The organism is Pseudenhygromyxa sp. WMMC2535, assembly GCF_011083025.2.
In genome coordinates this window covers 391,969-414,232 of sequence record NZ_JABJWV010000001.1, presented here as the reverse complement: position 1 = coordinate 414,232, position 22,264 = coordinate 391,969, and the positions used below count along the sequence as shown (strand labels likewise).

At 71.8% G+C, this 22,264-nt stretch carries 10 protein-coding genes; 5 read left to right on the top strand and 5 right to left on the bottom strand.

Translation table 11 applies throughout. The features are described from left to right. Nucleotides 1-636: 636 nt before the first annotated feature. The gene (locus G6O69_RS01545) at nucleotides 637-13,386 is read right to left on the bottom strand and encodes a type I polyketide synthase (protein WP_172301747.1); all 12,750 of its coding nucleotides are present in this window, start codon (nucleotides 13,384-13,386) and stop codon (nucleotides 637-639) included. Between the two features lie 174 nt (nucleotides 13,387-13,560). On the opposite strand from G6O69_RS01545, the gene G6O69_RS01540 reads away from it, so the two are divergent. The 3 genes from G6O69_RS01540 (at nucleotide 13,561) to G6O69_RS01530 (ending at nucleotide 15,400) form a co-directional block, all read left to right on the top strand. Then, on the top strand, nucleotides 13,561-13,794 hold the full coding sequence (locus G6O69_RS01540; RefSeq protein WP_217909751.1) for a hypothetical protein: 234 nt from the start codon (nucleotides 13,561-13,563) through the stop codon (nucleotides 13,792-13,794). A gap of 83 nt (nucleotides 13,795-13,877) precedes the next feature. After that, nucleotides 13,878-14,897, top strand: coding sequence for a nitronate monooxygenase (locus G6O69_RS01535; protein ID WP_172301746.1), 1,020 nt, complete (start codon nucleotides 13,878-13,880; stop codon nucleotides 14,895-14,897). After that, nucleotides 14,897-15,400, top strand: coding sequence for a hotdog fold domain-containing protein (locus G6O69_RS01530; protein WP_172301745.1), 504 nt, complete (start codon nucleotides 14,897-14,899; stop codon nucleotides 15,398-15,400). The genes G6O69_RS01535 and G6O69_RS01530 overlap by 1 nt, the downstream gene beginning before the upstream one ends. A 14-nt stretch (nucleotides 15,401-15,414) precedes the next feature. Here the strand turns inward: G6O69_RS01530 and G6O69_RS01525 are convergent, their stop codons facing one another. Continuing rightward, complete coding sequence (locus G6O69_RS01525) at nucleotides 15,415-16,917, bottom strand: amidase (RefSeq protein ID WP_172301744.1); 1,503 nt, start codon at nucleotides 16,915-16,917, stop codon at nucleotides 15,415-15,417. Between the two features lie 63 nt (nucleotides 16,918-16,980). Further along, complete coding sequence (locus G6O69_RS41820) at nucleotides 16,981-17,832, bottom strand: GNAT family N-acetyltransferase (protein WP_217909750.1); 852 nt, start codon at nucleotides 17,830-17,832, stop codon at nucleotides 16,981-16,983. 22 nt (nucleotides 17,833-17,854) lie between these two features. On the opposite strand from G6O69_RS41820, the gene G6O69_RS01515 reads away from it, so the two are divergent. After that, nucleotides 17,855-18,508: a 5-formyltetrahydrofolate cyclo-ligase gene (locus G6O69_RS01515; RefSeq protein ID WP_346016992.1), complete on the top strand. Its 654-nt coding sequence runs from the start codon at nucleotides 17,855-17,857 to the stop codon at nucleotides 18,506-18,508. Nucleotides 18,509-18,535: 27 nt separating this feature from the next. Here the strand turns inward: G6O69_RS01515 and G6O69_RS01510 are convergent, their stop codons facing one another. Continuing rightward, complete coding sequence (locus tag G6O69_RS01510; RefSeq protein WP_172301742.1) at nucleotides 18,536-19,114, bottom strand: hypothetical protein; 579 nt, start codon at nucleotides 19,112-19,114, stop codon at nucleotides 18,536-18,538. Next, on the bottom strand, nucleotides 19,111-20,058 hold the full coding sequence (locus G6O69_RS01505) for a hypothetical protein (RefSeq protein ID WP_172301741.1): 948 nt from the start codon (nucleotides 20,056-20,058) through the stop codon (nucleotides 19,111-19,113). The genes G6O69_RS01510 and G6O69_RS01505 overlap by 4 nt, the downstream gene beginning before the upstream one ends. Nucleotides 20,059-20,519: 461 nt before the next feature. Here G6O69_RS01505 and G6O69_RS01500 point away from each other — a divergent pair, with 461 nt between their 5' ends. Next, nucleotides 20,520-22,259, top strand: a complete 1,740-nt coding sequence (locus G6O69_RS01500; RefSeq protein WP_176396560.1) for a serine/threonine-protein kinase — start codon at nucleotides 20,520-20,522, stop codon at nucleotides 22,257-22,259. The last annotated feature ends 5 nt before the right edge of the window (nucleotides 22,260-22,264 follow it).

The window sequence follows — 22,264 nt, the reverse complement described above, 5'->3', positions numbered from 1 at the left end:
ATGCCCCAACCCGATCGATTTTTTCCGTGATCGTGGTGTCGATGATTAATGTATTTGCATCGTTGAAAGCGAGAACACTAAAGTCATACCCGAGTTGGCACTTGGGTTCGGGTGTTCGAAAAGCGGGATCGAAGGCGCGCACAGACCGGTCACGATCTGCGCCTGGCTGCGCAAGCCCGTGGCGACCGATGGGTCGAGACCTGGGTGATGTCGAGCGCCGAGCGGTTGATGTCGAGCGGCTCGGCGAAGACTGCTCGGGTCAGGCGAAGGTCGCTCGGGGCTGAACGCGGCGCCCCTCGCACCCTGCTCCGCGGGCCTGGGCCACGGCTCGCTCACGCGGCGCCTCTCCAGGCAGGGGGGCTCCTAGGAGCCCGTGGTGGAACCCAGCGCGGCTCCTGGCGCAGGGATTTTCGTCGAGGGCGCGAAGCCAAAACGCCGCTGTACCGGGCGTACTGCAAGCTTTGGCGACAAAGCCCTCGGCGAAAAGACCAAGCCAGGTGTCGTGTTGGGTTTCACCACGGGCTCCTAGAGGACGCGCGCGGCCCCGGGAGAGGCCGTGTGAGCCAAACCCGGGGCCGCGCTATCGAGCCGCGTGCGGCCGCGATGTGGTGCCGGCGACCAGGCGCCGGTGCCTGGTCAGGAGTTCACGCCTTCGAGCTCACTGTCGAGCATCTCGAACAGCTCGTCGTCGCTCTTGCTCGACAGGTCCTCGGCGCTGTCCTCGGGCTCCTCCGCGCTGACCCCTGCGTAGCGCTCGAGGACCTCGCGCAGGCGCCCGCCGATGCCAGAGCGCTCGAGATCTTCTGTGGACAGGGCGGCGACCATGGCCTCGAGGCGATCGATCTCGGCGGCGATCGGCGCGCTGATCATCGACGCGTTCGCGTCGTCGAAGTCGAGCTCACCCGAGATCATCCCCGTGAGGGCGCCGGGGGTCGGGTAGTCGAAGAGCAGGGTCGAGGGCAGACGCAGGCCGGTCACGGTCTGTAGGCGGTTGCGCAGCTCGACGGCGACGAGGGAGTCGAGGCCGAGATCCTTGAGCGGGCGATCGGGGCCGAGGCTCTCCGGTCGAGACAGGTCGAGGACAGCGGCGATCTCCGAGCGGATGATGTCGAGCAAGGTCCGCTCGCGCTCCGACGCGGGCACGCTCGCGAGGCGCTGCTCGAGGGTGGACACGGCCGCGCCCGCGGCTCCTGCTCCGCTGCTCTGGGTCGCGGCCCGCCTGCGCGGCGCGGCGCGGACCATGCCGCGGAGCATCGTCGGCGGCTGCTCGTCGTGGGTCGAGAGCGCGCTGGTGTCGAGGTGCACGGGGACGAGCGCGGCCTCGTGGCGGACCAGCGCGTTGTCGAGCAGGCTCATGCCCTCGTCGGGGGCCAGCGGGATCATCCCGCGTCGGCGCATGCGGGCGCGGTCGGCGTCCGAGAGCCTCGCGGCCATGCCCTCACCGCCCCAGGGCCCCCACGCGAGGGCCTGGGCGACGCCGCCTCGGGCCTGGCGGTGGCTGGCGAGGGCGTCGAGGAAGGCGTTCGCGGCGGCGTAGCTGGCCTGGCCGGCGTTGCCCATCACGCCGACGATCGACGAGAAGAGCACGAACTCGGCCAGCGGGAGCTCGCGGGTGAGCGCGTCGAGGACCAGGCCGGCGTCGACCTTGGGCTTGAACACCTTGGCGAGGCGCTCGGGCGTCAGCGAGGGCAAGGTCCCGTCATCGAGGACGCCCGCGGTGTGATAGATGGCGGTCAGCGGGTGCTCGGCGGGGACCGAGTCGAGCAGGGCCTGGAGCTGGGCGCGATCGCTGACGTCGCAGGCCGCGATCTCGACCGTGGCGCCGGCGAGCTCGAGGGCGGCGCGGGTGCGTCCGGCCTCGGGCGAGTCCTCGCCGCGGCGCGAGACCAGCAGCAGGCGCTGGACGCCGTGGACGTCGACGAGGTGCCGCGCCAGGCGAGCGCCGAGGGCCCCGAGGCCGCCGGTGAGCATCACCGTGCCCTGGGGGTTGAGGGCGCGCGGGACATCGAACACGACCTTGCCGACGTGGCGGGCCTGGCTGACGTGGCGGAAGGCCTCGCTGGCGTCGTTGAGCTCCCAGCGCGAGATCGTCGTCGGCGAGAGCACGCCCTGCTCGAAGAGCAAGACCAGCTGCGCGAACATCTTGGCGATCAGCTCGGGATCGAGGACGAGCAGGTCGAAGGGCCGATAGTTGACGCCCTCGTAGTTGCTGGCGATCTCCTGCGGCTCGCGCAGGTCGGTCTTGCCCATCTCGAGGAAGCGGCCGCCGCGGGGCAGCAGGCGCAGCGAGGCGTCGACGAACTCGCGCGCGAGGCTGTTGAGCACGAGGTCCACGCCCTCGCCGCCGGTCGCCGACAGGAACTTCTGCTCGAAGCCCACGGTCCGCGAGCTCGCGGTGTGCTCCTCGTCGTAGCCGAGCTCGCGCATGGTCGACCACTTGCGCTCGCTCGCGGTCCCGAACACCTCGGCGCCGATGTGCCGGGCGATCGCGGTCGCGGCCATGCCCACGCCGCCGGTCGCCGCGTGGATCAGCACGCGCTCGCCGGCTCGGAGCTTGCCGACCTCGACGAGCGCGTAGTAGGCGGTCAGGAACACGATCGGCACGGACGCGGCCTGGGCGTAGCTCCAGCCCTCGGGGATCGGCGCGAGCTTGCGGACGTCGGTGATCGCAACCGGGGCGAAGGCCGCGGGGATCAGGCCCATGACGCGGTCGCCGACGGCGAGGCCCTCGACCTTGGGGCCGACCTCGACGATCTCGCCGGCGCCCTCGATGCCGAGCTCGCCGGCCTTGCCGGGGTACATGCCCAGGGCGTTGAGCACGTCGCGGAAGTTGAGCCCCGCGGCGCGGACCTCGACGCGGACCTCGAAGTCGCCGAGCGGGGCGCGGGCCTCGGGGCGCGGCGCGAACACCAGGTTGTCGAGCGAGCCCTTTTGGCTGACGTCGAGGTGCCAGGCGCTCGCGCCCGTGGGCGGGAGCAGGCGGGCGCTGTGCTGGGGCCGAGCCAGGCGCGGCGCGAGCATCATGCCCTTGCGGACCGCGAGCTGCTCCTCGTCACAGGCCAGGGCGGCGGGCAGGGCCCACAGCGAGACCTCGGTGTCGTCGACGTCGACGATCGCCATCTGACGATCGGGGTTCTCGACCTGGGCGGTGCGGACCAGCCCCCAAAGCGGCGCGGCCGAGAGGTCGAGGACGTCCTCCTCGGAGCCGGCGGCCACCGCCCGCCTGGTGATGAACACCAGCCGACAGTCGCGCATGCGCTCGTCGGCGAGCCAGCGCTGGAGCAGGTCGAGGGCCTCGACCGTGGTCGCGTGGGCGAGGGCGCCGGGCGCCGCGTCGGTGTCGGCCAGCCAGGGGATCAGCAGGGCCTCGGGCGCGGGCCGGCCCGCGTCGAGGCCGGCGATCAGCTGGTCGTAGTCCGGGAGCCGGCTGGTCGTCAGCGAGGAGCGCGAGAGGTTGTCGGCGAGCTCGAGGCGGTCGTCCTCGTCGACGAGGATCATCCACTCGCCGGTCGACGAGACCGCGCCGGTGTCGAGCGGGATGGTCCACTCGACCACGTAGAGCCCGTCGAAGTGTTGGCTGTCGATCGAGTCGTGGATCATCGCCGGGGTCGCCGGGCGCGTGGCCAGGGCCCCGATGAAGGCCACCGGGTCGCCGCTGCCGTCGGCGATCGCCATGGTGAAGTTGCCCTCGGCGCCCGTGGGGGTGAAGCGCACGCGCAAGGTCGTGGACCCCGTGGCGTAGAGCTCGACGTTGGACCACGACACGGGCAGCGGCACGGCCTCGGGCTCGAGGTGCTCGAGCACCAGCGGGTGCAAGGCGGCGTCGAGCAGGCCCGGGTGGATGGCGTAGCGGCCCGCGGCGCGGCTGGCCTCGTCGGGCAGGCGCAGCTCGGCGAGCAGCTCGGTGCCGTGTCGCCAGGCTCGCTGGAGCCCGCGGAAGTCGCCCGTGTAGCTGAAGCCGGCCTCCTCGAGGGTCTCGTAGGCCGCGGCGGCGTCGGCCCCGAGCTCGATGGCCTCGGCGCCCGGCGGCGGCCAGGCGTGGAGGTCGAAGTCGGCGCTGCGCGGGCCCTGGCCGATGCGCCCGCTGGCGTGGCGCTGCCAGCTCGCGCCCTCGCGCTCGGCGCGGGCGAAGATCGTCAGCGCGCGGCTACCCGACTCGTCGGGAGTGCCCACGGACAGCTGGAGCAGGACCCCGCCCTTGCTGGGCAGGGCGAGCGGGCGCTCGATGGTCAGCTCCTCGACGCGGTCGAGGCCCACGCGCAAGGTCGCGACCAGGGCGAGCTCGAGGAAGGCCGTGGCCGGGACGATGGTCGCGTCGAAGACCACGTGCCCGGCCAGGGTCGGCTGATCCGCGAGCGAGAGCCGGCTGGTGAACAGCACGGCGTCGGAGTCGGCGAGCTGGACCTTGGCGCCGAGCAGCGGGTGCTCGGCGTCGTCGAGGCCGGCCGAGGCCACGTCGGCGGCCCGGCCCTCGCCGCGCTCGACCCAGTAGCGCTGGCGCTGGAAGGCGTAGGTCGGGAGGTTGATCCGCCGCGGGCCGAAGGGCGTGAAGAAGCCCTCCCAGTTGATCTCGTAGCCGTGCACGTGCAGCCCACACAGCGCGGCGGTCAGGGTCTCGACTTCGGGCTTGCGCTTGTGCAGCGAGGGCAAGACCACGGCCCGGGGCAGGGCGTCGTCGGACAGCGAGGGCGGGACCATGCCCGAGAGCACCGCGTGCGGCCCGAGCTCGAGGAAGGTCGTCACGCCCTCGGCCTCGAGCACGCGCACGCCGTCGACGAAGCGCACGGCCTGGCGGATGTGCCGGGCCCAGTACTCGGGTGAGCACAGCTCGTCGCCGACGCTGCGCTCACCGGTGACGTTGGAGACGATCGGGATCGAGGGCCGGTTGAACTCGAGGGTGGCAGCGATCTTGCGGAACTCGTCGAGCATCGGCTCCATGCGCGGCGAGTGGAAAGCATGGCTGACGCTCAGGCGAACCACGTTGCGCTCGAGCTCCTCGAAGTGCGACATGATGTCGAGCACGGCCTGCTCGTCGCCGGAGATCACCGTGGACATCGGCCCGTTGAGGCCGGCGATCCCGACCCGGGCGTCGAGCATCGGGCGGACCTCCTCCTCGCTGGCCTGGAGCGAGACCATCGCGCCGCCCTCGGGCAGCGCCTGCATCAGCCGGCCGCGCGCGGCGACCAGGGTGCAGGCGTGCTCGATCGACAGCACGCCGGCGACGTGGGCGGCCGCGAGCTCGCCGATCGAGTGACCGATGAGCAGATCCGGGACCACACCCCAGGCTTCCCACATGCGGTAGAGCGCGACCTCGAGGGCGAAGAGCGCCGGCTGGGTGTACTTGGTCTGATCGAGCAGCTCCGCCTCGGGGGTGTCGGGCTCGGCGAACATCAGCTCGAAGAGCGGGCGATCGAGGTGGAAGTCGAGGTGGGCGCAGACCGAGTCGAGGGCGTCGCGGAAGGTCGGGTAGCGATCGTAGAGATCGCGGCCCATGCCCGGGCGCTGGGCGCCCTGACCGGTGAACATGATCGCCAGCTTGCCGCGGCGCAGGTCCTTGGGCGTCATCGCCGAGCCGCGCGAGGGCGAGCCCGTGCGCGCGAAGGTCTCGAGCACGTCGATGAGGATCTCGGGCGTGCTCTCGGCGTCGATGGTGATCGCCAGGCGCGTGCCAAAGTGGGTGCGCGTGGTCGCCAGCGAGTGGGTCACGTCGAGGGTCGAGCCCTCGTAGGGGTGCGCGCGCAGGTGCTCGGCCAGGCGGTTGGCCTGGGCGACGAGGTCGGCGGGCGTGCGCGCCGAGAGCACCAGGGGCAGCTCGCTGGGCGGCGGCACGTTGAGCCCGTCGGCCAGCGGCGGCTCGGGGGCGCGCTCGAGGATCGCGTGGGCGTTGGTCCCCGACATGCCAAAGGAGGACACGCCGGCTCGCCACGGCCGCCCGCCCTCGACCGTCGGCCACTCGCGCAGGCTGTCGACGACGTCGATGGGCAGCGACTGCCAGTCGATGTGCGGGTTGCGGGGCTTGGTGTGCAGCGTGGCCGGGAGCTTGCCGTGGCGCATGCAGGCCACGACCTTGGCGACGCCGGCGAGGCCGGCCGCGGCCTCGAGGTGGCCGATGTTGGTCTTGACCGCGCCGAGCAGCAGGGGCTGATCCGGCGGGCGCTGCTCGCCGTAGACCGCGGAGATCGCCTGGACCTCGATCGGGTCGCCGAGCGAGGTCCCGGTCCCGTGGCACTCGACATAGTCGACGTCGGTGGGCGTGAGCCGGGCGTCGTCGAGGGCCGAGCGCAGCAGCTTTTGCTGCGAGGTCCCGTTGGGCGCCGTGATCCCGCTGCTCGCCCCGTCGTGGTTGACCGCCGTGCCGCGCACGACCGCGAGGATGTCGCGGCCGGCCGCCTGGGCGTCGGACAGGCGCTCGAGGGTGAAGACCAGCGCCCCCTCGCCGCGGCCGTAGCCGTTGGCGTTGGCCGAGAAGGTCTTGCAGCGCCCGTCGGGGGCGAGCGCCCGGGTCCGCGAGAGCTGCACGAACACGTCGGGGGCGGCGAGGATCTGCACGCCGCCGGCGAGGGCGAGCTCGCACTCGTGCTCACGCAGCGAGCGGCAGGCCATGTGGAAGGCGACCAGCGAGGACGAGCAGGCCGTGTCGATGGCCAGCGCCGGGCCCTGCAGACCCAAGGTGAAGGCGATACGCCCGGCGGCGAAGGAGGTCTGGGTGCCGGTGAAGGTGTAGGCCTCGCCGGGACCCTGGCGCAGGTGGTCGTAGTCGCTGGGCCCGAGCCCGACGAACACGCCGGTCAGCGAGTCGCGCAGCGAGCCCGGGACCACGCCGGCGTTCTCGAGCGCCTCCCAGGCGGCCTCGAGCAAGAAGCGGTGCTGGGGGTCGATGTTCTTGGCCTCGCGCGGGCTGATCCCGAAGAAGGCCGGGTCGAACTGATCGATCTGCTCGAGGAAGGAGCCCTCGCGCACGTAGCTGTGGCCCTTGCTCTCGGGGTCGGGATCGTAGAACTCGTCGACGTTCCAGCGCGCGGGCGGGAGCGGGCCGACGGCCTCGCGGCCCTCGGACAGGAAGGTCCACAGCGAGGAGAGATCGAGGATCCCGCCGGGCACGCGCATGCCCACGCCGATGATCGCGATCGCCTCGTTGGTCGAGCGCGGGCCGACGCCGACGTGCTCCTCGTGCTCGTCGGCGGCCACGCCCAGGGCGGGCGCGAGGGCCTCGTAGACCATCAGCGCGACGTGCTGGGGCGAGGGGTGATCGAAGACCAGGGTCGCCGGCAGGCTCAGGCCGGTCTCGCGCTGGAGCCGGCGGCGGACCTCGACGGCCATCAGCGAGTCGAGGCCGAGGTCGACGAAGCCGGTCTGGGGGTCGAGGCGCGAGGCGTCGTCGTAGCCGAGCACGGCCGCGGTCTCGCGCAGGACGAGGTTGACCAGGGTCCGCGAGCGCTCGGTCTCCGAGAGCGGGCGGAGCTTGGCGAGCAGCCGGGCCTCGTCGCCCTCCTCGCCGCTGTTGACGGCCTCGAGCGCGGATCGGGCCTCGGGCAGATCGTCGAGCAGCGGGCTCGGGCGCGTGGCCGTGAAGCTCGGCGCGAACCGGGACCAGTCGATGTCGGCGACGATCACCGTCTCGTCCTCGGCGTCGAGGGCCTGCTGGAGCGCCGCGATCGCGAACTTGGGATCCATGGGCTCGAGCCCGCGGCGGCGCAGCTCGTGCTGCGAAGGGTCGTCGGACTGGCCGCTGGCCCAGGCGCTCCAGGCCACGGACATCGCCGGGAGCTCGAGGCTGCGGCGGTGCTCGGCGAAGGCGTCGAGGAAGGCGTTGGCGGCGGCGTAGATCGCCTGGCGGCCGCTGCCCCAGATCCCCGCGATCGACGAGAAGGTGATGAACGCGTCGAGGTCGACGTCCTTGAGCAGCTCGTGGAGGTGACGGGCGCCGGCGACCTTGGCCGAGGCGACCTCGATCAGCTCGTCCATCTCGATGTCGGCCAGCGGGGTCTGCTGCGAGACGCCCTCGGCGTGGATCACCGCGGTCAGCTCCTCGCCCTCGGCCTCGAGCTGATCGAGCAAGGTCGCGATCGACTCGCGGTCGGTGGTGTCGCAGGCGCGCAGCGAGACCCGGGTGCCGAACTCGGTCAGGTCGGCGTCGGGGCTCTGGGCGCTGGCGAGCACGAGGTGCTCGGCGCCGTTGGCCGCGAGCCAGCGGGTCACGCGGGCGCCGAAGGAGCCGGTCCCGCCGGTGACCAGGACCGTGCCGCGCGGCCGCCACTCGGCCTCGGCTTGATCGATCAGCGGGGCGCGGACCAGCCGGCGCACGAACAGCCCGGTGTTGCGCAGCGCGAGCTGATCCTCGCGGCGCTGGCCGAGGGCCGAGGCCAGGCGGCGGGCGCCCTTGAGGTCGAGCTCCGCGGGGATGTCGATCAGGCCGCCCCAGCGCTCGCCGTGCTCGAGGGCGATGACCCGGCCGAGGCCCCAGGCCATGGCCTGGAGCGGGTGCTCGAGCACGTCCGAGCCGCCGACCGAGACCGCGCCGCGGGTCAGCAGCCACAGCGGCGCGCCGAGCTCGATGTCGCCGAGGGCCTGGGCGAGGGCGAGGTTGAGGGCCAGGCCCGAGGGCAGCGCGGGCTGGTCGAGCAGCGGCTCCTCGACCAGGGCGAGCAGCGAGAGCACGCCGCGGACCTCGGCGCCCTCGAGCTCGGCGAGGGCGCGGCGCAGGCGAGCGACGACGTCCTCGCGGTCGGGCTCGTCCTCGTCGACGGTCACGCGGATCACCGTCGCGCCGGCGCTCTCGAGGTTGGCGATCACCATGTCGTGGACGGCGGCGTCCTCGGGCTCCGAGGCCGTCGCGACCAGCCAGGTCCCGCGCACGTCGCCCACGGAGGCGCTCGCGGACATCGGCTTCCAGCTGATCCGGTAGCGCCACGAGTTGAGCGTGGTCCGCTCCTGGTGGTTGCGCCGCCAGCTGCTCAGCGCGGGCAGCAGCACGTTGAGCGAGGCCCGCTGCTCGTCGCCGTCGACGCCCAGGGCGAGGGCCACGCTGTCGGCGTCGCCGGACTCGACGGCGTTCCAAAACGAGCTGTCGGCGGCGGGCGCCTGGGTCTGGATGCCCGCCTCGGCGCCGGCGCGCTTGGCCACGTCGAGCCAGTAGCGCTGACGCTGGAAGGGGTAGGTGGGCAGGCCGACGCGGCGACCCGAGGACACCTTTTGCCAGTCCACGGGCAGGCCGCGGGTGTGCAGCTCGCCGAGCGCGTGCATCAGGCGATCCGGCCCGCCCTCGCCGCGGCGCAGCGAGTCGACCGCGGCCCCGGGCGAGTCGGCGTCCTCGACCATGCGCGCGAGCACGTCGCGGAGCAGGGGGTGAGGGCTGAGCTCGATGAAGAAGCGGTAGCCGTCGGCGAGCATCTTGTCGACGGTCTCGGCGAAGCGCGTGGGCAGCCGCAGGTTGCGGAACCAATACTCGGCGTCGAGCTCGCGACCGAGCAGCTTCTCGGCGCGGATCGTCGAGTACATCGGGACCTCGAGCTCGCTGGGGCTGAGGCCCTCGAGCGTCCCGACCACGCGCTCGCGGGCGTGCTCGAGCAGCGGCGAGGCCCAGGGGTAGTCGATGTCCAGGCGGCGGGTGCCCTCGAGCGTGGACACGAGCTCGTTGATGACCATGGGTTCGCCGGACACGAGCACGGCCTCGGGGCCGTCGTGGGCGGCGATCGCCAGCATGTCGTCCCAGCGCTTGAGCTCGGCCTCGACCTCGGCGAGCGAGCGCGGGACGAGGGCGACGGCGCCCTGGCCAGACAGCTGGGCGAGGGCCTGGCTGCGCTTGGCGACGATCCGCGCGGCGTCGTCGAGGCGCAGGGCCCCGGCGGCGTAGGCCGCCGTGATCTCACCGAGGCCGTGGCCGATGTAGCCGTCGGCCTCGACGCCGACCATGTGCCACAGCAAGACCAGCGCCGAGCTCACGGCGAAGAGCGCCGGGTGGAGCACGTCGACGCGCTCGAGCGAGGGCGCGTCCTCGCTGCCCTCGAGGACCGCGCGCAGCGACCAGTCGACGTAGGGGGTCAAGGCGCGCTCGCAGGCCACGAGGTGCTCGCGGAAGCGATCGGAGACCTGCATCAAGGTCCGCGCCATCTCGGGCCACTCGGAGCCCTGACCCGAGAACACGAAGGCGATCTTGCCCTCGACGCGAGCCTCGCCCTCGATCACGCGGGCGTCCTTGGCTCCGCGCGCGAGCGCGTCGAGGGCGAGCAGCGCCTCCTCGTGCTCGCTGGCCATGACCATGGCGCGGCGATCGAAGTGCGCGCGGGTCGTGGCCAGGGAGTGGGCGACGTCGACCAGGGGCAGGTCGGGGTTGGCCTCGAGGTGCGCGAACAGGCGTTCGGCCTGGGCGCGCAGGGCGACCTCGGAGCGGGCCGAGAGCAGCAGCGGGAGGTGGTGGCCGCCCTCGTCGTTGACCTCGATCGAGACCTCGCCGAGGGTCTCGTCCATGCGCTCTTGCAGGTCGGGGCGCAGCATCGACAGCTGCGGCGCCTGGGTCCACACGGCGCGCCAGTTGGGATCGAAGCCGAGCTCGAACAGCCGCGCGAGGCCCTTGAGCATGGTCCCGCGCTCGTCCTCGTGGCGGTAGCACGAGGGCAGCACCCAGAAGCTGCCCTTGACGTTCTCGAGGGTCTGCTCCATGGCCTGGGCGAGCACCGGGTGGGCGCTGAGCTCGAGGAAGACCGTGGGCCCCTCGTCGGCGAGGCCCTCGATGACCTGGCGAAAGCGCACCGGGCTGCGCAGGTTTCGGGTCCAGTAGGCCGGCCCGCACTCGCTGCCGTGCAGCGCCTCGAGCAGCACCGTGGACAGCATCGGGAGCTTGGCGGGGCGCGGCGAGATCCCGGCGATGGCCTGCTCGAAGACCGGGACGACCGGGAGCATCTCGGGGCTGTGCGAGGCGAAGTCGATCTCCAGCCGTCGGGTCCTGACCCCGCGGTGGGCGAGGATCTCCTCGGCCTGCTCGATCGCCGGGCGCGGGCCCGAGAGCACCGTCGAGCGCGGGCCGTTGAAGGCGCCGATGACCAGGTCGTTGGCGGTCTCGCCGAGGCGCTCGAGCAGCATCGACTCGGGCAGCGAGACGACCAGCATCGCGCCCTTGCCCGCGGCCAGCTCACCCACGGCGCGGCCGCGCTCGATGGCCACGAGCGTGGCGTCGGTCAGCGAGAGGATCCCGGCGAGGTGGGCGGCCGCGATCTCGCCGATGCTGTGGCCGACGATCGCGTCGGGGGTGAAGCCCCAGGCCCGCCATAGCTCGCCGAGGGCGACCTGGACGGCGAAGAGCACGACCTGGAGGACCTCGGTGCGATCGAGGCGCGAGCGCGGGCCGTCGGTGAGCAGCTCGTCGATCAGCGACCAGCCGCAGTGCTCGCGGACCAGGCGATCGATGGTCTCGAGGGTGCGGCGGAACTCGGGCTCGCCGACCATCAGCGTGCGGCTCATGCCCAGCCACTGCGAGCCGTGGCCCGAGCACACGAACACCAGGCGCGGGCGCGCCGGCGCGGGCTTGAGCGCCTTGAGGCCGCCGGACAGCAGCTTGGACAGGCCCTCGATCAGCTGGTCGGGGGCGTTGAGCATCAGCGTCGAGCGGTGCTTGCCCTCGCCGGCGCGCTCGCTGAGCGCCCGGCACAGCGCCGCGCTCTCGTTCCAGTTGCGGACCTCGAAGGCGAAGTCGAGGGACGAGAGCACCTGCATGCGCAGCATCCCGGCCGAGGGTCCGACCAGGGGCAGCATCAGGACCTCGCTCTTGGGCGCGGCCTCGAGCACGGCGTGGCAGTTGGTCCCGCCGAAGCCGAAGCTGCTGACGCCCGCGCGCGGGGTCTCGTCGCCGGCCGGCCAGCCCTCGAGCGCGGTCTGGACCTGGAGGTTGAGGTTCTCGAAGGGGATGTGCGGGTTGGGCTGCTCGAAGTGCAGGTTGGCCGGGAGCATGCGGTGATGCAGGGCCAGGGCGGTCTTGATCAGCCCGGCGATGCCCGCCGCGGACTCGAGGTGGCCGATGTTGGTCTTGATCGAGCCCAGGCGCAGCGGCGCGTCCTTGGGCCGCTGGCTGCCGATCACCGCCCCGAGCGCGCTGGCCTCGAGCGGGTCGCCGAGGATCGTCCCGGGGCCGTGGGCCTCGACGTAGTGGATGGTCGCGGGGTCGACCTGGGCGTTGGCCAGGGCCGCGCGCACGCAGGCCTCCTGGGCGCGGGGGTTGGGCGCGGTCAGCCCGTTGGAGAAGCCGTCGTTGTTGCTCGCGGTCCCGCGGATCAGGCAGTAGATCCGGTCGCCGTCGGCGATCGCTCGGCTGAGCGGCTTGAGCACGATCAGCCCGCCACCCTCGGCGCGCACGTAGCCGTTGGCCGAGGCGTCGAAGGCCCGGCACTGGCCGGCCGGGTTTTGGGTCCCGACCTTGCTCATCAAGATCGTCCCGTGGGGCGTGACGATCAGGTTCACGCCGCCGGCGATCGCCATCGAGGACTCGCCGGTGCGCAGGCTCTGGCAGGCGAGGTGGACCGCGACCAGCGAGCTCGAGCTCGCCGTGTTCACGGTCATGCTGCTGCCCTCGAGGCCGAGGGTGTAGGAGATCCGCCCCGAGATGATCGAGGTGTCCTGGCCCGTGGTGCTGTGCTGATCGATGTTCCGCGGGTCGTCGGTCAGCCGGGCGTAGTCACACCACATCGCGCCGACGAACACGCCGACGTCGCGGCCGCGCAGGCCGAGGGGATCGATGCCCGCGTCCTCGAGCGACTCCCAGGCGAGCTCGAGGGCGAGGCGCTGCTGGGGATCCATCTGCTGGGCCTCGCGCGGCGAGATCCCAAAGAAGGGCGCGTCGAAGCTGTCGACCTGATCGAGGAAGCCGCCCCAGCGCGTGGTCATCTTGCCCGGCGCGCCGCGGTCGACGTCGAGGTACTCCTTGACGTCCCAGCGGTCGGAGGGGACCTGCTTGATCCCGTTGCCGCCGTTGCACAGCAGCGACCACAGCTGCTCGGGAGAGCTCACGCTCCCGGGCAGGCGGCAGCCGATCCCGACGATCGCGATTGGATCTTGAGAGACGCCGATGGCCGGGCCGCGCAGCGACATCTGCGGCAGCTCCGTGGGTGAGCGGCGGCCCGTGGCCTGCATCTGCGAGGCGTAGCGGGCGAGGGCCTCGGGGGTGGGGTGCTCCCAGGGGGCCACGGGGGACAGGGGGTGGCCGACGTGGCTCGACAGGCGGGCGAGCAGATCGGTGATCTGCTCGGAGTCGAGGCCGAATTCTCGGAAGCGGGTCTTGGCGTCGACGCGGCCGGTGGTGCCCAGCAAGCGGGCGATGGTCTCGGTGATCCAAGTCAGGATCGAGTCGTGGTTGCTGGCGGCGCTCTCGCTCCGCGGATCTCGTTGATCCTGAGTCATCGCGTTTCTCGTTGCATGCCGTCGGGATCCTGGGGCGTCGTCACGTCGCCCCCTCGACCATGTCGATCCATAGGGGCCTCGTTTTGGATCCGACGGGTGAGTTAGTGTAACGACGTCGTGGGTAGAGCTGCACCAGGATCTTCGCGCCTGGTCGCCATTTGTTCTGTGCCCGAAGTGAGGGGTGCTCGCTCTCGCGCGGGCGGCGTAAACGGCCTGGACGACGCCCTGGTCAGCGTATTGGCCAAGGAGCGCGACTGCGCCGTCGTGAGCTCTGCGCCGCCTCGAGGGACGATCGTCGAGTCGGGCGTGGCGCGCTTCCTCTCGCGGGTGCTCGTTCTCGTCAGGCGCCGACCGGGAGATCGGTTTGTCCAGTTGGGGTGTGAGCTCTCGATCGAGCTACGCGGTTGACGCGTAGCGAGCGTGGTGCGCAGGATCTCGACGCGCTGCCAGCGTCGATCTCCTGGCCGGCGTTCTGTTATAGCGCCTTTGACATGGCGACCCGCTCCGAGCCCACGGCCTTCACACGTGACACCGGCGCGAGCGTGCCATTGATCTGCGGGGCGATGTACCCGTGCTCGAACCCCGAGCTGGTCGCGGCGGTCTCGGCTGCGGGGGGGCTGGGCGTGGTGCAGCCGCTGTCGATGATTTACGTGCACGGTCGAGACCTGCGCGCAGGCCTGCGCGAGATCAAGGCGATGACTCAAAATCCGATCGGCTTCAACGCCCTGGTCGAACAATCGTCCAAGGTCTACGAGGATCGAATGCGTCGATGGGTCGACGTCGCCCTCGAAGAGGGGGTGCGTTTCTTCGTCACGGCCCTGGGAAATCCACGCTGGGTGGTCGAGCGCGTCCACGCCCTCGGGGGCGTCGTCTACCATGACGTCACTGAGCGCAAATGGGCCGAAAAAGCGCTCGCGTCCGGGGTCGACGGGCTGATCTGCGTCAACGGCCGCGCCGGCGGACACGCCGGTACACAGGACCCTCGCCGGCTCTACGAGGCGCTGGCGGATCTCGACGTCCCGCTGGTCTGCGCCGGGGGTGTGGGCGACGAGGCGGCCTTCGTCGAGGCCCTGGGCATGGGCTACGCGGCCGTCCAGATGGGCACGCGCTTCATCGCCACGCAGGAGTGTCAGGTCCACGCCGACTACAAGCGCGCGATCGTCGAGGCCCGGGCCGAGGACATCGTGCTGACCGATCGAATTTCTGGGGTCCCGGTCGCCGTGATCGAGACCGAGTCGGTGCGCGCCCAAGGCACGCGCGCAGGTCCCGTGGCGCGACGCCTGCTCCGACACCCCCGGGCCAAGCACTGGGTCCGCGCGCTCTACTCGCTGCGCTCGCTGTGGCAGCTCGGCCGGGCTTCGCAGCGTGGGGTCAACTACCGCGATTACTTTCAGGCCGGGCGCAGCGTCGAGGGCATTCGCTCCGTCGAGTCGGCCAAAGAAGTGGTCGATCGTTTCGCCATGGCGCTGAGCGCCACACAGTCTACGGGGTCTGTCCCGGAGGTCGGTTGATGTCCGTCGCCAACAAGCTCGTCGAGTCCGATTTCAACGTGATCCGCGAGGCCTGGGATCGCCTGGCCCCGCTGCCGGGGGGGCCCAGGCTGTTCTCGCGCGCCGTCGGCCTGTTCGCGCCCTACACCGGTAGCGTCCACGCCCAGGTCGTCGACCTGCGGCGCAACTATTGTCGCTGCGTGCTGCGTGATCGCTGGGGCGTGCGCAATCACCTGACCTCGATCCACGCCGTCGCCCTGGCCAACCTGGCCGAGATGACCGGCAACCTCGCGCTGGCCTACTCGCTGCCCGACGACGGCCGCTTCATCGTCGCGGGCATGGACATGGAGTACGTCAAGAAGGCCCGCGGGCGGATCGTCGCCGTGTGTGACTCGGTCATGCCCGAGACCAACGAGCGCCAGGAGATCCCGGTGGTCGTGGAGATGCGCGACCGCGTGGGCGACCTGGTGGCCCGGGCGACGCTGCGCTCTTTGGTCGGGCCCAAGCGGGGCTCCGCCGCCTGAGGCTCCCGGGGGTCTCAGCCCCGAATCAGCGCCGGCTTGCGCTCGGCCCACGGCTGGGCCTGCTCGAAGCTCGCCGCGAGCTGCAAGAGCACGTGCTCCTCTCCCGTCCGGGCGGCCCACTGCGTACCGATCGGCAGCCCCTCCTCGCTCCAGCTCAGCGGCAGCGAGATCGCCGGCTGCCCCGTCATGTTGAACAGCTGCGTGTTGGGGTTCGGCGCGAGGGGATCCTTGGCCATCTCGGCCAGCGCCTTGTCGAGCGCGGCCTTGACCGGGGCGGCCCGCAGCGCACGCATGAGCAGGCGCTCGCCGCCGCTGATCGCCAGCTCGCCGACGCGGATCGGCGGCCGGGCCAGGGTCGAGGTCAGCAGCACGTCGTAGTCGGCGAAGAACTCGGCCACGGCCGCCGACTCGCGCTCGACCACGGCGAGCTGCTCGATGTACTCGCCGGCGCTGAGCGCCTCGCCGATGGTCCGCAGCAGCGCCGTGGTGTCCTCGAGCTCGCCGGCGCGGGCGCGGCGACCGAGCTTGGCCTCGGCCACGCGCAGCTTCGCGGCCGTGTGCGCGGCGACGATCACCAGGTAGGCGTGGATCATCGCGGCCTCGTCGAAGCGCGGCCGGGTCTCGACGAGCTCGTGGCCCAGGGACTCGGCCAGGGCCGCGGCCTGCTCGACCGCGCGGCGGCAGTCGGGGTGGGTGGCGTCTTGGATGAAGAAGGGGTCCGTGGTGAAGGCGATGCGCAGCTTGCCGGGCGGGCGGGTGATCGCCTCGGCGTAGCTCTGCGAGGGCGGCGGGGCCGTGTAGGCGTCGCCGCGGGCGGGGCCGTGGATCGCGTCGAGGGTCGCGGCGCTGTCTCGGACGCTGCGCGCGAGCACGTGCTCGATCACCAGGCCAGCCCAGCGCCCGGGGGGCGTCGCCAGGGGCACGCGCCCGCGGGTCGGTTTGAGGCCGACGAGGCCGCAGGCGCTCGCGGGGATGCGGATCGACCCGCCCCCGTCGCCGCCGTGGGCGAGGGGGACCATGCGCGCGGCCACGGCCGCCGCCGAGCCGCCGCTGCTGCCTCCGGGGGTGCGCGCCACGTCCCAGGGGTTGCGCGCGGGGCCGTAGAGCGCGGGCTCGGTGAACCCGAGGATCCCAAACTCCGGGGTGTTGGTGCGCCCGCAGATGATCAGCCCGGCGGCCTTGAAGCGGCGGACCAGCTCGTTGTCCTGCGCGGCCTTTTGGTGGCGGAGCAGGGCGCTGGCCGCCGTGTTGGGCTGGCCGCCGTCTTCGGCCCCGAGGTCCTTGAGCAAGAAGGGCACCCCGCGAAAGCGGCCCTCGGGCAGGTTGGGGTCCGCGGCCTGGGCCCGGGCGCGCTCGAAGGCGCGGTGGACGACGGCGTTGATCTCGGTGTTGCGGGCCTCGATGCGCTCGATCGCCGCCTCGACGAGCTGCGCAGGCGAGACCTCGCCCGCGCGCACCAATTCGGCGAGGCCGGTCGCATCCAGGTCGTCGTACTCGGGGAGGCTGGGGCTCGACACCAGGCCATGGTGACCCGGCGTCGCAGGCCATCGCAAGCTGGCCCAGATTGGGCGGGGAGAGCGTCAGCGAGCCGGGTCCACGCGGGCGATGCCGGCCTCTTCGTAGCGGCCGACGACCTCGAAGCCCAGGCCCGCGTAGCAGCGCCGCGCGGCGAGGTTGTCGGCGTGGACGTTGAGGCCGACGAGGTCGACGTGCTCGGCGAGGGCGCGGCAGGTCGCGGCGGTGACCGTGCGGGCGAGGCCGCGGCCGCGGGCCTGGGGATCGGTGGCCACGTTGCCGATGGCCGCCACGCCCTGGGCGGGGGAGAACACGTGGATCCCCGCGACGCTGCGCAAGGCCCCGGTCCCGCCCCCAGTCCGGCCCCCAGTCCCGCCCTCGCGCAGCCCATGGACCACGCCGGTTGCGAGGCTGCGCGGGTCGAACCAGCTCTCGGGGTAGGCGCGCTCGTAGAACGCGAGGAGCTCGTCGAGGTCGGCCTCGCCCAGGCGCACGAGGCTCATGCCGTGGGCCGCGGGGTCCGGGGCTGGGACGGCCGCCGGGGAGCGCAGGGCCATCTTGAGGTGCGGCCCGCGGGGCTCGACTCGCCAGCGCGACGCGGGGAGCAGGGCCAGCAGCCCCGGGCTGAGGTGGACGTGGAGGCGCGCCGGCAAGCTGGGCTCGAGGGCCGCGAGCAGCTCGGCTCTCGCTGGCTGATCCGCCTCGCAGCCGAGCAGGAGCAGGGACTGCTGGTCGTAGAGTAGGGCGAGGGCCGAGAGCCCCGCCGGTTCATCCGCGTCGGGGAGGCCGTACCAGCGGGTCCGCGGCCAAAAAGCGTCGTCGAGATCGCCGAGTTCGTAGACGTGCAAAGCACGCTCTCGATCGGCGTAGAAGGCCGCAATTTGCCCGCGAGAATCGATCTCACACGCCGATGTCACACGGACGTGGTACTGCTCTGGGGTGCGGGAAGCAAGCACGCTAGCGCTCCGTAAACAGTCGCTGCGTCGTGAGATGCTGGCGCGCCGTCGCGAGCTGATGATGGAGGACTTGCAGGAGGCCTCCCACGCGATGACCGAGGCCGTGCGCGCGCACGCGTGGTGGCAGGAGGCCCGGGGTGTCGCAGCCTTCGTGGGGGTGCGGGGCGAGCCCGACACGCGCGCCTTGCTGGCGGCGACCCTGGCCGCGGGCAAGCAGCTGTGGCTGCCGCGGGTGCTCGGGAAGGGGCGGATGTGCTTTTGGCAGCTCGACGAGCTCGAGTCCCTCCAAGAGGGCAGGATGGGCCTGCTCGAGCCGCCGGCGCGCGGCGAGGGCATCCAGGCGCCCGGGCCCGCGGATGGCGTCGATCTCGTCCTGGTCCCTGGCCTGGCCTTCGACCTTCGGGGCGCTCGCCTGGGCTTCGGCGCAGGGCACTACGACCGCGCCTTTGGCCCCCAGCGCGAAGCGGGGGAGGCCATGGCCAAGCGCTGCGGCATGTGCCTGTCGCCCTTCGTGCTCGACCCGGGGGTGATCCCCATGCAGGTCCACGACATCCGCATGAACGCCGTGGTCACGGAGCACGGCTGGTCGCGCCGCGTCGAGGCCCTCGGCCAGCCGAGCGAGGGCGCTGGGCGCTGACGGGCCTGGCCGCGAGCCTGACGCAGGTCAGCACATGTCCGTGCAGCTGGACTGCTCGCAGGCCCTGAGCGCCCCGAGGGTGGGCACGTCCTTGGGCTTGGCGCCGCACTGATTCATGCACGTGCCGTTGTTGCCGCCGTCGTCGATGCAGTTCAACAGGCAGGCGCACTCGTCGACGTCGACGCAGGCCCAGGCCTCCTCGCAGCACCAGTCCATGACGCAGCTCAGGCAGGGGTCGTCGAGGGTCAGGGCGTCGGGGGTGCTGCAGTCTTCGGTGGGGAGGTCCGGCGGGGATGACGACTCGGACTCGGTCTGCGAGGACTCGTCTCCGGCCTCGGACTCGGCTCCCGAGGACTCGGACGCAGACTCGTCCTCGCTGGCCTCGCCCGAGCTCTCGTGGCTCTCGGCCTCGGCCTCGGCCTCGGCCTCGTCGCTGGTGCTGGTGCTGGTGCTGGTCTCCGTGCCGCCGCTGGACTCGGCCTCGTCCATGTCCTCTGCGATCTCCTCGGTGCCGTCGGCGAGTCCGGCGAGCAGGGGGTTCGGCTTGGTGCAGGCGCTCGCAGCGAGGGCCACGGCGAGCGAGAGCGCGATCGAGCAGGGCTTCAAAAGCGTGTCCTCCAATGCAGGCTCAAGCTGCGATCGCGGCGCTCGCCGGCGCGGACCTCGTCGACGCTCAAGAGCACGGTCCCGGTCAGCAGCGTAGCCGCCCCAGTGGCGGTCATGACGACCCCCGCGGCGCGGGTGTTGTAGAGCTCGGGGCAGGCGATGACGTCGTTGGGGTCGGCCCCGCCGGGGCAGGTGCTGTCGATCGCCCACAGCACCACGCCAGCGACCATCGCCACGCCGCCCACGGCCATCACGGCGATCTCGGCCCCGCGCGGGGCGAGACGGCGCGGGTGGGGGTGATCGATGATCCCGAGGGCTGGGTCGTGATCGCGGGCGCCCAGGCCTTCGTCGCTCGGCGGGCGCGGGCGCAGGCGAGGCGGGGGAGGCGAGGGCGCCTCGCTCGGGCGCTCGGGGAAGCGCAGGACCTGCTCGGCGTCGACCTCGTCGAGCAAGACCACGGCGCGCAGCAGCTCGGCGGCGTCGGGCTCGTCGGCCGCGGTGCGCAGATACACGCGGTGCTCGCCAAGGTAGAGCTCGATGGCGGCGCCAGCCTCGACGGCGCGCTCGTCGACGAAGGCCTCGCAGGGCTGGCTGCACTCGATCCGCAGGCGCCCGCGCCCCGCGGCGTCGAGGGCGTCGCGGCGCTCGTCGACGAGCGCGCCGAGGCTGGGGCCGAGGCGCTCGATGGGCAGGGGCTGGTCTCCCCAGCCACGCAGCGCGGCGTCGAGGGTGTCGCGGGCGGCCTGCTCCTCGCCGCGGCCGAGCTCGGCCCGGGCCAAGCTGAGCTCGGCCGTCATGCGCATGGCCTGGGCGCGCAGGTCGCTGGCCAGGCGCGGGGCGTAGCCGGCCAGTTCATCGATGGCCGCGCGCAGGTGCGGGCCGCCGCGCTCGGGATCGGTGTTGAGCTCGAGGGTCGCCGATTCGACGGCGGCGAGCGCGTCCAAATATCCCGACTCCGCAGAGTCGTGATTGTCTATGTTCCGAGGCTCTGGAGGGGAGAATAGGGAGAGCCCCCAAAGCGCAATTTGCAGGCTGAACGCCATTTTGAACAATGGGCACTCGTTGAGTGTCGGCGCGAGAGCGCGGCAGCTCATAAAACACTCTGGCGTCGTCTGGTTGGGGATGCCTGGTGTGGGATCGCGCCGCGGTCGGACCGCTGGCGGCGCTGACGAGGCAGATCCTCTAGTCTGCACACTACGCTGTAGGATTAGCTATGTGAGCGCTGACTCGCGGGGGCATCGAGTGTCGGTCTCGGCCCGGGGCCGCTCGCGCCGGCCATCCGTCGCGGCGAGAGAACGTGGTATTCTGATTTGATGGTAATATTCCAATGTTTTAAATATTACATGAAATATAAAATGGTTAATCCTTGACACAAGTGTGGTTTCGGGTGACTCATTGAGATGTTGTGCACCAGCTTGGTCAATATGCCCTCGTTCGCAAGATCGCCTCCGGGGGCATGGCCGAGGTCTGGATGGCGCGCCGGCGGGCGATGGGCGGGGCGAGCAAGGCGGTGGCGATCAAGCTGCTCGCCTCGCACCTGGCCGAGAAGGCCGTCTACCGCCGGATGTTCGTCGACGAGGCCCGGCTGACGATGATGCTGACCCACTCGAACATCGTGCAGGTGTTCGACGTGGGCGAGCAGGCCGGGCGCAGCTACCTGGTGATGGAGTGGGTCGACGGCATGGACCTCTCGCGCCTCGCGGGGGCGCTGCGCAAGGTCGGGGAGCCCATGCCCTTCGACATCGTCGCCCACGTCGTCGGCGAGGTGCTCCGTGGCCTGTCCTACGCCCACGGCCTGCACGAGGGCGAGACCAGCAGCACGATCGTGCACCGCGACATCTCACCCCACAACGTGCTGGTCTCGGTCAGCGGCGAGGTCAAGATCAGCGACTTCGGGGTCGCGCGCCTGGCCAGCGAGGAGACCTCGGGGCTGCACGTGCGCGGCAAGCTGCGCTACATGCCGCCGGAGCAGCTGCGCGGTGATTCACGGGCGCCGACCATCGACCTCTTCGCCGTCGGGGCGATGATGCACGAGCTGCTCGAGGGCGAGCGCTTCCGGGCCTCGCTCGAGCGCGACGCCCTCTTCGCCATGGTCCTCGCGGGCGAGGTCCCCCCGCTGACCCGGCCCAAGCTGCCGCCGGAGCTGCGGGCGCTGTGCGAGGGCCTGCTCATGGGTGATCGCCACGCGCGGATCCACAGCGCGGAGCAGGCCCTGGCGATGCTCCGGCGTTGGTCGGGCTACCGCAACGCGGCCGACGATCTCGCGGGCCTGGTCCGCCGCTTCGTCGGCGTGGTCGCGCCGCGCACGGGGCTGACCATGGCGATCAGCGAGGAAGATCTCGCGCTGTGCGAGGTCCAGGGCGACGATCCCACGGCCCGCGAGGGCGAGCACCGCGGCGAGGGCTCCTCGGCCGAGACCTGCTACGTCGACGACGAGGGCAACTCCACGCTCAAGCTCAGGGCCATGCTCTCGACCGGCTCGGGACGTCGGGCCTCGCGCCTGTCTCTGGGCTTGTTCTCGACCCTGGCCGTGCTCGGGGTGGGGGCAGGCTTCGCGTTCTCGTGGGCGTCCGGGCGCGGCGACGTGCTGGGCCCGAGCGGGGGCGAGCTCCTGGAGCACGCTCTCCACGCGGGGGATCACGGCCACGAGCACGGTCACGACCACGACCACGACGATGGAGAGCCCGCGCCGCAGGTAGAGCCCGCGCTGAGCGTCGCCGTAGGCGCAGCGGCGCTCGGTCGAGGGGCAGAGGAGGGCGGGCAGGGCGAGGGCGAGGAGGCCCCGGCGCCCGAGTCGAGCGAGCCCGAGTCGAGCGAGCCCGAGCCCGAGCCTCAGCCCCGAGCCAAGCGCGGCTCCTCGAGCGCCAAGCAGGATGCCGCGCGCCCTCTGGTGGCCAAGCAGCCCGCGGAGGTCGAGTTCGCCGCCCACGAGTTCTTCTTCGTGTGGATCAAGGTCGACGGCCGCAGCTATGCCCTCGAGCCGCTCGCCAAGGTCTCGCTCCCCCCGGGCCGCCATCAGGTCTGGCTGCGCGAGGGCAAGGATCAGCCGTGGCAGTCGGCGGGGAAGATCCGCGTGCAGCCGGGGGAGCGCTACAAGGTCGTGCTGCGCCGACCGGCGAAGCTCTCGATCACGACGCGGACCTGAGCGCT